Source organism: Thalassospira tepidiphila MCCC 1A03514 (genome assembly GCF_001662875.1).
GTDB lineage: Bacteria > Pseudomonadota > Alphaproteobacteria > Rhodospirillales > Thalassospiraceae > Thalassospira > Thalassospira tepidiphila.
This window is the reverse complement of the sequence record NZ_JPVZ01000007.1, coordinates 169,170-185,139: the sequence shown is the minus strand read 5'-3', so window position 1 is coordinate 185,139 and position 15,970 is coordinate 169,170. Positions and strand designations below refer to the sequence as shown.

General features: G+C 56.2%; 11 protein-coding genes. 4 read left to right on the top strand and 7 right to left on the bottom strand.

Going from position 1 to position 15,970, the window contains the following annotated elements:
• Positions 1-112: 112 nt before the first annotated feature.
• A complete protein-coding gene (locus TH4_RS15610; RefSeq protein WP_008890164.1) occupies positions 113-829 on the bottom strand; it encodes a FadR/GntR family transcriptional regulator in 717 nt (238 codons plus the stop codon).
• A 99-nt stretch (positions 830-928) separates the two neighbouring features.
• The gene (locus TH4_RS15605; RefSeq protein ID WP_063087898.1) at positions 929-1,918 is read right to left on the bottom strand and encodes an aldose 1-epimerase; all 990 of its coding nucleotides are present in this window, start codon (positions 1,916-1,918) and stop codon (positions 929-931) included.
• A gap of 161 nt (positions 1,919-2,079) precedes the next feature.
• Here TH4_RS15605 and TH4_RS15600 point away from each other — a divergent pair, with 161 nt between their 5' ends.
• Positions 2,080-2,811 (top strand): FadR/GntR family transcriptional regulator, encoded by a 732-nt coding sequence (locus tag TH4_RS15600; RefSeq protein ID WP_064781841.1) that lies wholly within the window; start codon positions 2,080-2,082, stop codon positions 2,809-2,811.
• 6 nt (positions 2,812-2,817) lie between these two features.
• Here TH4_RS15600 and TH4_RS15595 read toward each other — a convergent pair whose 3' ends face one another.
• Positions 2,818-3,579 (bottom strand): HAD family hydrolase, encoded by a 762-nt coding sequence (locus tag TH4_RS15595; RefSeq protein ID WP_083997137.1) that lies wholly within the window; start codon positions 3,577-3,579, stop codon positions 2,818-2,820.
• 215 nt (positions 3,580-3,794) lie between these two features.
• Here TH4_RS15595 and TH4_RS15590 point away from each other — a divergent pair, with 215 nt between their 5' ends.
• Positions 3,795-5,384, top strand: a complete 1,590-nt coding sequence (locus tag TH4_RS15590) for an FGGY-family carbohydrate kinase (protein WP_064781887.1) — start codon at positions 3,795-3,797, stop codon at positions 5,382-5,384.
• A 259-nt stretch (positions 5,385-5,643) separates the two neighbouring features.
• Here TH4_RS15590 and TH4_RS15585 read toward each other — a convergent pair whose 3' ends face one another.
• Entirely contained in the window at positions 5,644-8,790 is a 3,147-nt protein-coding gene (locus TH4_RS15585) for an efflux RND transporter permease subunit (RefSeq protein ID WP_064781840.1), read from the bottom strand.
• A gap of 11 nt (positions 8,791-8,801) precedes the next feature.
• Entirely contained in the window at positions 8,802-9,938 is a 1,137-nt protein-coding gene (locus tag TH4_RS15580) for an efflux RND transporter periplasmic adaptor subunit (protein ID WP_245227934.1), read from the bottom strand.
• A 165-nt stretch (positions 9,939-10,103) separates the two neighbouring features.
• Between TH4_RS15580 and TH4_RS15575 the strand changes: the two genes are divergently transcribed.
• Both TH4_RS15575 and TH4_RS15570 read left to right on the top strand, forming a co-directional pair.
• Positions 10,104-10,775 carry a TetR/AcrR family transcriptional regulator gene (locus TH4_RS15575; protein WP_064781838.1) on the top strand — a complete coding sequence of 224 codons (672 nt, stop codon included), beginning with the start codon at positions 10,104-10,106 and terminating at the stop codon, positions 10,773-10,775.
• A gap of 211 nt (positions 10,776-10,986) precedes the next feature.
• A complete protein-coding gene (locus tag TH4_RS15570) occupies positions 10,987-12,150 on the top strand; it encodes a hypothetical protein (protein WP_064781837.1) in 1,164 nt (387 codons plus the stop codon).
• 79 nt (positions 12,151-12,229) lie between these two features.
• Here the strand turns inward: TH4_RS15570 and TH4_RS15565 are convergent, their stop codons facing one another.
• The gene (locus TH4_RS15565; protein ID WP_064781836.1) at positions 12,230-14,641 is read right to left on the bottom strand and encodes a TonB-dependent siderophore receptor; all 2,412 of its coding nucleotides are present in this window, start codon (positions 14,639-14,641) and stop codon (positions 12,230-12,232) included.
• A gap of 224 nt (positions 14,642-14,865) precedes the next feature.
• Positions 14,866-15,966 carry a FecR family protein gene (locus tag TH4_RS15560; RefSeq protein WP_064781835.1) on the bottom strand — a complete coding sequence of 367 codons (1,101 nt, stop codon included), beginning with the start codon at positions 15,964-15,966 and terminating at the stop codon, positions 14,866-14,868.
• Positions 15,967-15,970 lie beyond the last annotated feature (4 nt).

Below are 15,970 nucleotides of genomic sequence, written 5' to 3'. Positions count from 1 at the left end.
AATTCATATGATTAATTTTTGTTGTGTCTGGTTTGCCAGTCCGGGGCCCTGTTCGTCAACAGGATTTGTGCCCGCTCCTGCCCGTATCCGTCAGGCCGGGCAGCACATCTGATTACTTGTCGCGGGCGTGATCGGTGACGCGTTGGCGGGCCTGATGCAGGTGATAGCGCATCATCAATTCGGCACTATTGCCATCATGACCAAGGATCGCATCATAGATCTGGCGGTGTTCGGAAAGCACCTTTTGCGCACGTTCGGCCGAGCCACCACGCGTGATATTAAGCGCCACACGCATGGATTTCGACATCACTTCATGCAGGGAATTAAGGATGGTCACGAAAATCTCGTTACCGCTGGCGCGTGCGATTGCCATGTGAAAGGCCAGATCGGCCTTATCGGCAATATCACCGGCTGATACCCCGTCTTCGAGCAGTTTAAGCGCATTTTCAATTTCGCGATGATGGCGGGGGCTGGCCCGTTCGGCGGCCATGCGGGCCGTTGTGCCCTCAATCGCAGAACGTGCTTCAAAGCAACGCAGAAGCCCCGCGACATCACTGACACCACCAAACTCGATCAGGCCTTGTGGCGGGCGTTTTTTGACAAACGACCCGACCCCTTGGCGGGCATAGACCAACCCATCGGATTGCAGTTTGCGCAAGGCTTCGCGCACAACCGGGCGCGACACCCCAAAGGACGCACAGATTTCATTTTCCGAGGGCAGCTTGGCACCTTCGGCAAGGTTGCCCGAGATGATTTGTTCAAGGATCTGACCATAAAGCTGATCGGCAAGCTTTTCGCGCTTCTGAACCCTTAAAAGCAATTCCGACATCCGTCCCCCGGACTTGTTATCTTGTAAAACTTACTTGTAAGTTTTTATCGATAAACTTCTGGTCGGTAAAGCCTTTGCCGATCTGCCCGCCGTTTCGGATCAATCCACCAGCGAATAGTCGCGGTTGCCCGGTTTGCCGAAAACCTCGTCCTCGTCGACCAAGCCGCTATCGGGTGTTTCATGCAAGGTCGGGATCAGCGTCATTGTCCCGGTCAGCGTCTGGTTGTTATCAAGCACGACAAGATCGCCGAGTTCCTTGAATTCCGGACGGTTATGAACGTTTGGCACGTGCGATACCGGCTCGACACAGAATGTCTTGCCGTCTTCGGGGATATAGAATTGCACGTTTGAAAGGCTGTCGCTTGCCAGCATCTTCACACTGTAACCGGCATCCTGCCAGACCATGTCGGCTTCAAGGTGCCAACCGGCATAATGGGCATCAAGTGCCAGGTTATGGCGGATCATGCGACCATCGGAAAAATCGCGGCCCAGATCAATCACCGTGCGCGCAGTCGGCAGCATATCCTCGTCGGTTGCGAAACTGTCAGAGGCAATAAAGGCGACCGAAACATCTTCGCCGCCCGGGAACCAGGGGTGCAGGCCAATACCATAGGGCATCGGTGTTCGGCCCAAATGACGCACACCGATTTCGATGGTCACATCCCCCTCGGTGACCTTGATTTCCTGCCAGGCGACATAGACAAAGCCGCTTTGCGGGTCGTCATGTTTGTGATTGAAGCGCAGCGTATCAACCGTCGGGCGTTCGATCTGCCATTCCGAGGACCGGCCAAAGCCATGAATGGCATGCGGGCTGGGTGGGCGATTGGCCGGGACCTTGACGATGCGGCCATCAAACTCGAACTCGGCAAAGGCCAGTCGGTTGGCAAACGGCACCATCGGGAAACAGCCCAAATTTGACGGATTGCCCGATGCAATCGCCTCCGGAGTGACCGGACGCAACAAATTGATAATGCCCTTGCCATCCGGACGGATCCAGTCAATCCGCGATATCGCCCCGCCGTCTGGGACAATTCCGATCTGAAAAGGACCACTGTTCCAACGGTATTCAGGTTCGCCTTTTTTGGCCATTCCTGTGTGCCTCAAATCCAACCAAAATCATATGATGACTTTACAGAACCACTATCGTTCGATTAATTGAAGATGGTAACTGTAATGGCGCAAACAAAGATTAACGCCAACCCGCCATTTTTTATCTGGTTGTTTTACACCGGAATTATCGGATACGCAAAATGAACAAACCCCGTGTGTCGGCCGCCCCGCGCAAAATATCACTGACCGAAAAGGTCATTGCCAGCCTGCGCCAAGAGATCGAAAGCGGGCAACGCGAACCCGGAAGCAAATTGCCGACCGAACCGGTCCTGACAGAACAGTTTGGCGTCAGCCGCACCGTGATCCGCGAGGCTATTGCCGCCCTTAAGGCCGACGGTTTGCTGGAACCGCGTCAGGGTGCCGGGGTATTTGTTCTCTCACCGCAAACGCGGGCCAATGATAAATCGATCTTTGCGGTTGATTACGCGCAAGTGTCCGACGTTCTGGAAATTCTTGAACTGCGCATGGCGGTCGAGATCGAGGCGGCCGGACTTGCCTGCACGCGAGGCTCTGTCGCGCAGCAAACCAAGATTTACGAGGCGATGGCCAAGATGGAACGCGCCCTTGAAAAGGGCGAGCCGACCGAACAGGCCGATTTCGAATTTCACAGCGCGATTGCATCCGCCACCAACAATCGCCGCTTTGCCGAGTTTCTGGAACATCTGGGCGACAAAACCATCCCGCGCGCGCAATTGCGCCGTCGCCCGCCAGAGGCCGAAGACCAAAAGGCCTATATGCAGATGATCACCGGTGAGCATCGCAGGATTTATGATGCGATTGCCGCGCGCGACGAAGATACCGCCCGCAAGGCGATGCGCGATCACCTCAGCCAAAGCCAGACCCGCTATCAGAAACTTCTGACCCAGCGGTAAGCGGCGCTAAACCGCAATCGCCTGTGCCAACATCGACATGTCGGAAATAACAATGTCGGCGCCTGCTTCATAAAGTCGCTGGCTAGCCCCTTCGCGGTCATCGGCATAATGCCCGCCGCCGACAAAGCCGATGCATTTCATGCCCGCCGCCCGTGCCGCCGTCACCCCGGCAACAGAATCCTCGATCACGATGGCATCACCCGGGGCATATCCCATGGCATCGGCCGCATGCAGGAAAAGATCCGGAGCCGGTTTGCCGTTTTCAACGAAATCCGCGCTATAAACACGCCCGTCAAACCACGGGCCAAGGCCCGTGACCTGCATGGTTTTTTCAAGCCGTTCGACAGAACTGCTTGATGAAATGCAAAAGGCAATGTCGCGTGCCTGAAGGACGGTCAGGACGGTTTCGATCCCGTCAATCTTGGTCAGGTCGCGGTCATAGCGGTCAAACAGCATTTTATAGTAATACGGTTTGAATTCCCCACTGACATCGCGGCCGGTCTGGGTTTTGATATATTCAATCGGTGCGGAACTTGATCGTCCGGTAAATCGGTCCGATACGTCGCGCAGACTGAGCGGCGCGTTAAAATGATCCAGCACATCGACAAGCGTTGCCAGCGAGATCGGTTCGCTATTGACCAGAACGCCGTCACAGTCAAACAGGACAACACGGCAGGCGTCAAACAGACCCTGGATGTCTGATGCTGACGTTACGATACCGGCCCCGACATCATCGGTCGGGCCTTGGACATTGTTTCCTCGGGCCATGTTGAACCTGGCTTGTGTGATTTATGTTATCGCTACAGCGTAGCTAAGAGATAAGTTCAGCGTCAACAAAAATGAACATTTGACCAATTAATGAACTTTTGATCAACTCAGGCAAAATTGAGCCCAAAGCAGACGAAACAACAGCCCAAACAAAAGATCACCCGGCATCGGAGAACCCCCGAAAAGCCAGGGGATATGCGGAGGAGTACCCGATCATGAGTCCCACTTACCCCTGTTTTGTCGGTGTCGATGTCGGCACCGGAAGTGCGCGCGCCGGCGTGTTTGACGCCAATGGCAAATTGCTTGGCAGCGCCGCACACGCGATTGCGATGAACCGCCCGAAACCCGATTTTGTCGAACAGGATTCCGAGAATATCTGGCAGTCGGTCTGTCAGTCGGTCCGTGATGCCATGGCCAAATCCGGGGTCCCCGCACAAAAGGTCGCCGCCATCGGGTTTGATGCCACCTGCTCGCTCGTGATCCGCGATCAGGATAACAAACCGCTGGGCGTCACCCCCAATGGTGCGGACAACTGGGATGTGATTGTCTGGATGGACCACCGGGCCGTGCGCGAGGCCGAGGAATGCACCGCCACCGGCGCCAAGGTGCTGGAATATATCGGCGGGACCATGTCGCCCGAAATGGAAATCCCCAAGCTGATGTGGCTGAAACGCCATCACAATGCCGCCTGGCAGAAAATGGGCGCGGCGTATGATCTGGCCGATTTCCTGTCATTCCAAGCAACCGGCAGCAACGCCCGGTCCTGCTGCACAGTAACGTGTAAATGGACCTACCTTGCCCATCAGGATGAGCCATGGGATCGCGATTTCTTGAAAAAAATCGACATGGAAGACCTGAATGACAAGATCAACATGCATGACAGTGCGCTTGCGGTTGGCGAACTGATCGGGTCCCTTTCCGGACAGGGGGCGGCCGACCTTGGCCTGACGACTGATTGTGTGGTGGGTGCGGGGCTGATTGATGCCCATGCCGGGGCGCTCGGTACACTTGGCGAATATCTTGATGGCAACCTTGATCAGCATTTTGCCATGATCGCGGGGACATCGACCTGCCATATGGCGCTATCAAAGGAACCGCGCTTTATCAAGGGTGTCTGGGGCCCCTATTTTGGCGCGATTGCCCCGAACCTTTGGCTTAATGAAGGTGGGCAGTCGGCGACTGGTGCGTTGCTGGATCATATCGTTGCCATGCATCCGTTTTCCCATGACATGGGCCGCGATGCCCACAAGCTTGCCGGTGAAAAACTGATGCCGATGATGGCAGAAAAAACCGATCTGGCACCGCGCCTGCATGTCCTGCCCGATTTCCATGGCAACCGATCACCGCTGGCCGATCCGGAGGCGCTTGGCGTGATTTCCGGCCTGACACTTGATCAGAGCGAGGAAAGCTTCCTGAAGCTTTATTGGGCGACTGCGTGCGCGATTGCCTATGGCACGCGCCATATCATCGATGCGATGAATGATACCGGCTATGACATCACCCACATCCATCTGAGCGGCGGGCATACGGCCAGCAAGGTACTGGTCAAGCTTTATGCCGATGTCACCGCCTGCACGGTTGTGATGTCCGATTGCGAGGAGCCGGTGCTGCTGGGATCGGCGATGCTGGCCGCAGGTGCCCTTGATGCAAAAGGCGGCCTTGCCCGGGCCGCTCGCCAGATGGCTGGCAAGGAAACCGCCCACGCACCAGATCCGTCAGCCAAGGCTGAACATGATCGCAGATACGCGATTTTCCATCAGATGCACGCGCACCGTCAGAGCCTTGATAGCATGAGCAAAACCTGATTTTTGCCTGCCCAAAAGTGCGATATCTACGCCGTTCGTGCGGGTTTGGCACGGCGCCCCCTATCCAAAAGGCGCTTGACCTTATTGGGGGTTGCGGTCAAAACAAAAGGGCCGATGCAAACGCATCGGCCCTTTCTTTCGCACGCGCAACGGCGGGGTCGGGGGATCATGCAGATTAGAGCCTTGATGTTCTATATCTGCACCGTCACGGCGCGATGCCGTTTAAGGCCAGCCTTTTGATCAAGGCTGGCCTTAAATTTTATTCAGCAGGATGTTCGTGGGCAGCCTGGACTTCGTCCTTTTTCTTCCGGTTCTTGGCAAAGGTGCCAACAATCAGAACAAAGAACAGCGGCACGAAGAAGATCGCAAGCACGGTTGCGGCAATCATCCCGCCCATCACACCGGTACCCACGGCCACGCGAGCCCCGGCACCGGCACCGGTCGAAATTGCCAGTGGCACGACACCCAGGGTAAAGGCCATCGACGTCATGATGATCGGACGCAGACGTTGACGGGCGGCCTCCACAGTTGCCTCAAGAAGCCCCATGCCCTGGTCATAAAGTTCGCGGGCGAACTCGACAATCAGGATGGCGTTCTTGGCCGACAAACCAATCGTGGTCAGGATGGCCACCTGGAAATAGACGTCATCAGGCAGACCACGCAGCATCGCTGCGATCACCGCACCAAGGACACCCAGCGGCACGACCATCATCACCGAAATCGGAATGGCCCAGCTTTCATAAAGCGCCGCCAGACACAGGAAGACGACGATCATCGACAGGGCATACAATGCCGGTCCCTGTTCGCCTGCTTCGCGTTCTTCATAGGACAGTCCCTGCCATTCAAGGCCGATACCCCCCGGAAGCTTGTCCACCAGTTCCTGCATTGCGTTCATCGCGTCACCCGATGCCACACCCGGGGCGGCAGAGCCCTGAATGTTGAGCGACGACAGACCGTTGAAGCGTTCCAGACGCGGTGATCCGTATGTCCATTCACTTGTCGAGACAGCCGAAATCGGCACCATCTCGCCCATCTGGTTGCGGACATACCAGTAATCCATGTCTTCGGGCATCATGCGGTATTTGGCATCTGCCTGCATATAGACGCGCTTGACCCGGCCGTTTTCGATGAAGTCGTTGACGTAGCTTGAGCCCCAGGCCGCAGCCAATGTCTGGTTGATGTCAGCAATGCTCACGCCAAGGGCGCTTGCCTTTTCCTGATCAATATTGACGTTCAGCTGCGGGGTATCATTGAGGCCATTCGGACGCACACCGACAAGACGCGGGTCCTGTGATGCCATGCCCAAAAGCTGGTTACGCGCCGCAATCAGGGCATCGTGACCAATGCCACCACGATCCACAAGCTGCAGGTCAAAGCCGTTTGCGGTACCAAGTTCGATAATCGCCGGCGGTGCAAAGGCAAAGACCATGGCTTCGCGGATACCCGCAAACGCGCCATAGGCACGGCCAATCACCGCATCAACCGATTGATCCGGGCGGGTACGTTCCGACCAGTCTTTCAGGTTCACGAACGCAATACCGGCGTTCTGGCCACTCCCGGCGAACGAGAAGCCGGCAACCGTGAACAGACCATCGATGTTTTCCGCCTCGTTCTCCATGAAGTGTGTTTCAAGCTTCTTGAGAACATCAACGGTGCGTTCCTGAGACGCACCAGCCGGAAGCTGGACCATGGCAAACATGATGCCTTGGTCTTCTTCTGGCAGGAACGATCCCGGCAGCCGACCAAACAGCGCAATCAGGGCCGCGACAAGAATGCCGTAGACGAACAGATAGCGCCATTTGCGGTTCACGACATGGCCAACACTGCCTTGATAGAAGTTGTTGGTCTTATCGAACCCACGGTTAAACCAGCCAAACGGACCTTTCTTCTTGCTCGGATCTTCGTGACCGGGCTTAAGCATCGTCGCACAAAGTGCCGGTGTCAGAACAATCGCCACAACCACCGAAAGCGCCATGGCCGAAACGATCGTGACCGAGAACTGGCGATAAATCGCCCCCGTAGACCCGGCAAAGAACGCCATCGGCACAAACACGGCTGACAGCACCAAGGCAATACCAATCAGCGCGCCAGTAATCTGGCCCATCGATTTCCGCGTTGCTTCGCGTGGCGGAAGACCGTCTTCGTGCATCACACGTTCGACGTTTTCAACCACAACAATCGCGTCATCGACCAAAAGGCCGATGGCCAGCACCATGGCAAACATGGTCAGCGTGTTGATCGAATAGCCAAAGGCGGCAAGGATCCCGAAGGTACCAAGCAAGACAACCGGCACGGCAATCGTCGGAATAAGCGTTGCCCGCCAGTTCTGCAGGAACAGGAACATCACCAGGAAGACGAGGACAATCGCCTCGAACAGGGTATGGACCACTTCCTCGATCGACACTTCGACGAACGGCGTCGTGTCATAGGGATAGACGATCTCGATGCCTTGCGGGAAGAACGGTTTCAGTTCTGCCAGACGGGCCTTGACCGCATCTGCGGTATCAAGCGCGTTGGCACCGGTAGCAAGGTTGATGCCGATACCGGTTGCCGACTGCGCATTGTAGCGCCCGACGATGTTATAGCTTTCGCCGCCGATCTCGATGCGGGCAACATCGCCAAGACGCACCTGCGAGCCGTCGGTTTCGACCCTTAGCAGGATGTTGGAAAATTCATCGACTGTCTGAAGTTTGCTTTGGGCGGTGATGGTTGCGTTGATCTGCTGACCGTCAACCGACGGCGCGCCGCCAATCTGACCGGCAGTGACTTCGGTGTTTTGTGCCTCGATGGCATTGTTAACATCCATCACCGTCAGGTTATAAGACAGCATCTTGTTCGGATCGAGCCAGATGCGCATCGCATGCTGCGCACCGAATACCTGAACCGAACCAACACCGTTCACACGGGCAATCGGGTCTTCCACCGACGAAACAACAAAGTCCGAAAGGTCTTCGGCATCCATCGATCCGTCTGCCGAGACAAAGCCGACAACCATCAGGAACGAGCCGCTGGACTTGCTGACGGTAACACCCTGCTGCTGCACTTCGGTCGGAAGCGACGACATGGCAGCCTGCAGTTTGTTCTGCACCTGAACCTGGGCGATGTCCGGATTGGCTTCGGGCTCAAACGTCAAGGTCACTGTTGCCTGACCGTTCCCCGAAGACGTCGAGGACATATAACGCAGGTAATCAAGCCCGTTCATCTGTTGTTCGATCACCTGGGTGACCGTGTTTTCAACAGTTTGGGCCGATGCCCCCGGATAGGTTGCCTCGATCTCGACCGACGGCGGTGCAATCGACGGATACTGTTCGATTGGCAACTGCCAAAGCGAAAGTCCCCCCGCCAACATGATCACCAGGGCGACAACCCAGGCGAAGACGGGGCGATCAATAAAGAATTTTGCCATTGAATAAGTCCTTATTCGGCGGCTTTGGCGGTTTCAACGGGCTGTGGCGCAACCGGGGCACCCGGTCCGATACGCTGGATGCCATCAACAATGACTTGCGCGCCATCTTCGATACCGGCCGTCACCAGCCAATCCTGTCCCTGCGACTGCTCAATCGTCAGATCCTTGGAGGCCACTTTGCCATCCTCGACGACATAGGCATAAGCCGAGCCATCCGGGCGGCGCATTACCGCTTTTTGCGGCACAAGGAATGCGCCCTCAAGATGCCCCTGACGGACCTGACCACGGACAAACATACCGGGCAGAAGCGTGCCGTCCGGGTTCGGGAAGACAACGCGCAACCGCACCGTGCCGGTGGTTTCATTCACCGTCACATCGGAAAACTGCAAGGTGCCCTTGTGCGGATATTCTTCACCGGTGGCATCAATGATCAGGGAAACCTCGATCTGGCCTTCCTCGATACCCTTGATGCGACCATTGCGGATGGCTTCCTTGATCTTCAGCAACCGGCCACCGGCCTGGGTCACATCAACATAGATCGGATCAAGCTGGGTGATGGTGGTCAGTTTTGCCGACTGATTGGCGGTCACAAGCGCACCTTCGGAATAATCCGACGAGCCGATCTGACCGGAAATCGGTGCGGTGACCGTGGTGTAGGCGAGATTAATGCGCGCCTGTTCAAGCTCGGCACGTGCCGCGGCAACCGCTGCCTTTGCCTGTGCTTCGGCGGCGACAGCATCGTCATAGGTTTGCTGGCTGACGGCCTGCGATTTGATCAGCGGGTCATAGCGCGACCGCGTCTTGGTCGTCTGATCAAGGGTGGCGCGCTGACGGGTCAGTTCGGCCTGGGCTGCATCAACCCGCGCCAGGTAAACTTCCTGATCAATCATATAAAGCTGCTGACCGGCTTCAACAAACGCACCCTCGGTGAAGTTGCGTTCCTTGATAATGCCATCGACCTGCGGGCGGATGTCTGCCTGACGGAAGGCAACGGTACGACCGGGCATTTCCTCAACCAGGCCAACAGTCTGCGCGTTCAGCGTCACGGTACCGACCGGGGTCGCCTGTGGCTGTTGCTGGGCGGCTGCCTGTTGGTCGCCTTCGCTCTGCTCGCTGCAGGCTGCTACAAGCACGACAAGCGCTGCCATACCAGCGAATTTCAAACAAGATCGCATGGACAAAATGCTTATTCCTTCTAAGTCCGCGCAAAGCCGTGTGGTGTGCGCTTTGCCATTGCTTTTATAAATACTGTACGGTACAGTACACATTGTGCGCTGCACGATCAAGAGCCAAAAACAGCAGAGCCAAGAAAGATGAGTGAAACGCCCGAAAAGCTTGAAAAACAACATTCTCGCGGTACTGCACGCCGTCGTGCAATGATGGATGCTGCATGGGCGTTATTGCTTGAACGTGGCTTTGCTGGCGTGACCCTCAATGACGTGATTTCAAAATCTGGCGGGTCGCGCACAACCCTGTACGAAGCGTTTGGCGGAAAGGATGGTTTGCTGGCTGCGGTCATGACCGAGCAATGCAAAGAATTCTCAGCCGAACTGCATATTTCGCTGGAAACCGATCTCCCTCCCCGTGATGCCCTTACGGACTTCGGCACGAAACTGGCCCAAAAGATTGTAACCGAGGAAGTCGCCCGCTTCACCCAGATTCTGTATTCCGAAGGCCAGCATTTTCTACCCTTGATCGAGAAATTCTTTGAAGTTGGCCCCGACAGCACGCGCAAGCACCTTGCCGATTACCTTTCAAGGCAACAAAAGCTTGGCAATATGATCGTCGACGACCCGGAACATTCGGCGGAAATGTTTGAATCCATGGTCATCGGAGACTGGCTGTCGCGCATCATGAAACACAATCCGCGCCCGCCAATGACCGATCAGCAGATTGCTGAACGTGTTTCCCGCGCGGTTGAGACCTTCCTGTGCGGTGTCGCAACACCACAAGCGCGTGACACGTTCGACTGCGCGAACAAATAACTCCCCCTTCGTCGTCGCTGACCAGCTTTATAGCCAGCCCCTCCTGACAGCATCCTGTCAGTTATGACCGATCGTGGCGAAATTCCCCAAGGGTGACCTGCATCACATCTGAATTACTTTGCCCTAACATTACCAAATTTGGGGTAAACTCTGGCCTGCGTTACCAACAGAGGGCGTATTTCCCCCTTCTGGCAAGCAAAAGGATCCCGTCATGCAGTTGCGAAAGGCACTTACCGGCTTTGGCGTTCTGGCAATTTCGATTGCCGGCCTGACCACCCGTGCCGACGCTATTTCCGTCGAAGATGCCCGGACTGCCGTTGATGCGATCCTGATGCAATCGGGCATTTCCGCGACCGAGGTCGATGCCCGCCCCGTGGATGGCGATGCGGTCGAACTGGTTTATGACGCGGTTTCCCTTGATCTCAGCGGCTATTCCAGCCCGCGCCAACTGGCGATGGATGACGTTCTGGTCACGGTGCGCGATACCGATAGTGCAAATCAGGTTGATCTTGATGTCAAACTGCCCGAACAGGCCAAAATGCTGGCCGAGGCAACCACGGATCAACGCGACCTGACGCTCCGCAATGTCGGCGGTTATCTGCGCTGGGATACCGCGCGCAATGTGCCGGTTACCTTTGACGGATTTGCCGATTTTCTGGTCGGGGACGAGCCGGTTTCGCGCAAGCACTGGCTGATCAATGGCCTGATCATTCAATGGCTGCCGGAAATGGCCAAGATCGCCTGGCAGGCGGCCGAGTGGACGGGCCCCAACCGCGAAAAGCGCGGCTCGATCAAATCGGCCAACTTCACGCTTTATCCTGATAAAGACGGCGCAACCCACCTTGATTATTCCCATGATGGTTTGTGGCTGCCAAGCCTTCTGCAGCCGCGCACGGTGCGGGTCAAAACAAGTAGTGCCGGCCTGCCCTGGTCGGATGCCCAACCGATCATTGCAAAGGGTTTCAACGATATCCTGACCGGCACCGCCCCGCGCTTTGCCCGCCGCCAAATCGGCGATGCGCTGTGGAAAAAGGCCGCCCAGAACGGTGCCCCGGTCAAGGTTGATGAATTCTATGTTGAATCCCGCGGGCTTGAGGCGCTGGGTTCTGGCGAATTCCTGGCACAGGCCGCCGCACGCTATGGCTTCACCGGTGATTTTGATTTCAGACTTCTGGGTCAGGAAAAGCTGGTTGACCTTTTGGGAACCCCCGACAACCCGACCATCCTTGGCGCGCTTGTTCCCTTTGCCGTGAACGGCCTTGCCGCCGGACGTCCGGGACCACAAGGCACCACCGAATATGATGGGCAGTTGCTGCCCGATGGGCGGGTTGTCGTCAACGGCCTGACGGTCTTTCGTACTGCCGACGGCAGCTAGGTCCTTATACCCCGTCCCGAAAAATCAAGCGGCCGCCCGTCTTAATGATGGGCGGCCGCTTCTGTTTAAAGGCTTCGCGTTACCAGCTGTATTTCAGGGTCGCCAGAACCGTACGACCTTCGCCGTAGTAACGGCTGCCGAATGTATTTGAAGAAACATATTCCCGATCAAACAGGTTGGTGGCGTTCACGGACAGACTGACGTCATCTGTCACGGCATAGTTGATGGCTGCATCAAACACGCTGTTTGACGGCAGGGTTTCGGTATTGCCATCATTGCGCTGACGTTCACCGACAAAACGCACACCACCGCCAAGGGTCAGATCGCCAAGCGCGCCCTGCCCCGGGATGGTGTAATCAAGCCAGGCTGAAGCCTGATGCTTGGGCACGTTTGCCGGGCGGTTGCCGATGTTGGCTGCCGTGGCATCATCCTTGATTTCAGCATCAAGGAAAGTATAGGCCACCGTCATGTTCGTCTGCTCACCCAGCGACATTTTACCTTCAAGCTCAAGTCCGCGCGAATTGATTTCGCCAATTTGCTTGTAGGTAGCGGACCCGGAATCGTACTGTGAGACGTTTTCCTGGGTCAGATCAAACACCGCCGCCGTAAACAGTGCATCGATTGCTTCTGGCTGGTATTTCACGCCAAGTTCGTATTGCGTTCCTTCCTGCGGCTTAACCCCATCCGGTCGCGACGCCAGGCTGGAATAAACTGGCTGGTAGGATTCCGAATAATTCCCATAAACCGACACTTCGTTGGTCGCCTTATAGGTCAGACCAAAACGCGATGTGAATTTGTGATCATCACGTTCGTCGGTCGTACCACTGCTGATCGTGTCAGTGTCGCTTTGAACATAATCGAAACGCCCGCCAACGGTTGCGATCCAGTCGTCGGCAATCGTCAACTGTTCCTGCGCATAAAGGCCATAGGCCGCCTGGGTAATTTCGGTATCTGAGGTGAAATCGATATCGATACACGACATCCCGCAATAGGATGGATTATAGGGATCAATCGGACTGGCCGTGCCATCAAAGCGGCGTTCACGGTTCTGATCGCGGTTGTAATCCAGCCCAACCAACGTCTTGCTGTCGAGGGTATCGTTGATGGCAGTGTCATACTGTAGCTGGTTATCAATGGCGAAACGATCAAGTTCACCGTAAATCGCAAAAGCATATCGATTGCCAAGCGGCGTGGTATCGTTGAGATAGACCGTTTCATACGTCAGATCGACATGGGTGTAGCGCGCATTCTGACGAAACTCGAGCTTATCATTGATCTGGTGCGACAGCTCGTAACCGATATTAGTTTCTTCGGTATCGAAATTGTTGAAGTCAGGCTCCCCGAAGAACGCATCACGGCTCGTTTCGATCCCGGCTGGAAAGCCATAACCAAGGCCGCTTTCCCGGTCGCTATAGCTCGTCAGGATGGTCAGCTTGGTATCCGCATTGGGGGCATAGGTAAAGGCCGGTGCGACATAGATGCGGTCATCCTGCGAATAGTCCTGTCCGCGCTCGGCATCCTGCCACAAGGCCGTCAGGCGATAGGACCAGTTGCTGTTTTCGCCAACCGGACCCGTCACATCGCCCGCGCCGCGCAGATGATTTTCACCAAAGGTGGTCATAACTTCGCCGCTGGCTTCATCCTGCGGGCGCTTGGTTGTCATATTGACCAAACCGCCCGGGGCATTCATGCCAAAAAGGCTGGATGTCGACCCCTTGAGCACATCAACCTGCTGCAGGCCATAGGCCTCCGGACGACTGTTGGTAAAATTGTAAATCCGCGATGGCAGCCCGTCACGGTATGCCCCAAGATTCTGCTGCCCGAAACCACGGATACGAACATAGTCATAGCGGACATCCGAACCATATTCGCCCGCCTGCACACCGGCAGTATAGGCCACTGCCTGCTGCAGATCTTGAACGTTGCGGGTTTCCATTTCTTTCTGCGTCACCACCGAAACCGCCGATGAATCATCCAAAATGGGCGTATCGGTTTTGGAAGCGGTCCGCGAGCGCGATGCAACAAAACTGTCGGTGATGGCATTGGTCGGATCAGATGCCTCTGCCGCATTGGCCTCGACCCGAAGCGTATCGAGAACTTCTTCGCCGGCACTGCTGGTGACGGCTTCGATCACAACCGTGCCATCGCTGGTCACGTCATAGTCAAGCCCCGACCCGCGCAGAAGCGCCTCAAGGGCGGTGCTTGCGCGCATGCTGCCATTGATCGCCGGCGCATCAATTCCGCGCGCCAGCGCCCCGTCGACAGTGACCTGCACACCGGCCTGCACACCAAACTGGGCCAAGGCACTGGTCAGTGACTGGGTCGGAATATCAAATGTGTGCTCGGCATTGATCCCGCCCGCACTGACCTGTGCATTTGCGTCAGGTGCAAACATCACGACCGGCGCCAAGGCGGTTGTCATCATCAAGGCGCTGGCTATTACCACAACACGACCACGTTTTTGCAGTCGAGCTGCACCCCCATTGTTCATTTTCTTCTATCTCCGTTTCATGTCCTATGCCTGAAACAAATTGAGAATGCAAACGCTTCTCAATTTCGCATAAAAGACAAAACGGATGCCGGTTCTGTTTTTTCAAAAATTTTTATGGGAAATCATCAGGATGGCTCCAAACCCGCAAATTTCTGCGGATTTGAAAGGCATTATTTTTCTGGCAAGTGAGCATAAACGGGGCCGAAATCCAGCCCCCACCGCCATCAGGACTTCGAGACGACCAGAACCCACGGGGTGATTTCACGCACCGTTGCCTTTTGCGCCCGTGCCATGCCGCGCAAGGCCGATACCGGATCATCAAGGCGATAGACCCCGGTGACCGTCTGGGCGGCCAACACCTCATCGGTGATCAGGATGGTGCCATTGAAATAGCGCCGAAGCTGATCAACAACGTCGGATAATGGTTGATCCTGTGCGATCAGCTGGTTCTTGCGCCAGGCACCGATCTGGCTTGTCGGCGAAGGATGACGGGTCACCGTGCCGTTCTGCCCGACCCGGACATTCTGCCCGGCCTCAAGAATTTCAAAAACCGCCGGAACATTGGCGGCATTTTCGACCTGTACCCGTCCGTGTTCGACGCCAACCATGGAGACCGCATTGCCTTCGGATACATCAAACCCGGTGCCAAGCACCGTTACCGTCACCTGATCGGCCCCAACGCGAAACGGCTTTTGCGGGTCCGGGGTGACGTCAAAAAACGCCTCGCCATCGAGCAGCTCGACAAAGCGTGTTGACCCGTCAAAATGCACCGTAATCGCGCTTTCCGGTGCAAGGGTCACCGTGCTGTTATCAGAAAGCGTTATGGTGCGCATCTCGCCTGTTGCGGTCACATGATCGGCCTGCATTCGGGTGGCTATATCCGGCCCGATGATGGCGGCCACAAGGGATGCGGCCACCGCCACTCCGCCAAGCCCGATCCCGCGCCAGGACATATTGCCGCGCTTTTGAAACCGGGTTTGCGCCGAGATGACCTTGCCCTCGGCAACGGCCTTTTCGTAATCAATATTCAAAAGCGCCGCGACCGCGTCATTCTGTTGACCGTCCCCAGCACCTTTGTCGCCAGCCTCACAGCGCGCCGCGAGGAACGCCTGCCAATCGGCCGTACCAGACGGTTCGGCCGTCGCCATCAGATCGGCGGTCTTTCGTGTGGCGTTCCAGGCATCAAGATGGGCCGGATCCTCGGCACACCAGTCGGCAAACCGTGCTTGCAGTTCCGGGTTTTCCGGATCTTCCTGCAGGCGGATCAACCATTCGGTCGCGGCCTTGCCCGCCTGTTCTTGAACTGGATCGGTTATCTCTGCCATCACC

Coding starts and splice junctions, on each gene's coding strand:
- TH4_RS15585 (WP_064781840.1), bottom strand. CDS start 8,790: ATGGCAAAATTCTTTATTGATCGCCCCGTCTTCGCCTGGGTTGTCGCC.
- TH4_RS15560 (WP_064781835.1), bottom strand. CDS start 15,966: ATGGCAGAGATAACCGATCCAGTTCAAGAACAGGCGGGCAAGGCCGCG.
- TH4_RS15580 (WP_245227934.1), bottom strand. CDS start 9,938: ATGGCAGCGCTTGTCGTGCTTGTAGCAGCCTGCAGCGAGCAGAGCGAA.
- TH4_RS15600 (WP_064781841.1), top strand. CDS start 2,080: ATGAACAAACCCCGTGTGTCGGCCGCCCCGCGCAAAATATCACTGACC.
- TH4_RS15605 (WP_063087898.1), bottom strand. CDS start 1,918: ATGGCCAAAAAAGGCGAACCTGAATACCGTTGGAACAGTGGTCCTTTT.
- TH4_RS15575 (WP_064781838.1), top strand. CDS start 10,104: ATGAGTGAAACGCCCGAAAAGCTTGAAAAACAACATTCTCGCGGTACT.
- TH4_RS15610 (WP_008890164.1), bottom strand. CDS start 829: ATGTCGGAATTGCTTTTAAGGGTTCAGAAGCGCGAAAAGCTTGCCGAT.
- TH4_RS15570 (WP_064781837.1), top strand. CDS start 10,987: ATGCAGTTGCGAAAGGCACTTACCGGCTTTGGCGTTCTGGCAATTTCG.
- TH4_RS15565 (WP_064781836.1), bottom strand. CDS start 14,641: ATGAACAATGGGGGTGCAGCTCGACTGCAAAAACGTGGTCGTGTTGTG.
- TH4_RS15590 (WP_064781887.1), top strand. CDS start 3,795: ATGAGTCCCACTTACCCCTGTTTTGTCGGTGTCGATGTCGGCACCGGA.
- TH4_RS15595 (WP_083997137.1), bottom strand. CDS start 3,579: ATGGCCCGAGGAAACAATGTCCAAGGCCCGACCGATGATGTCGGGGCC.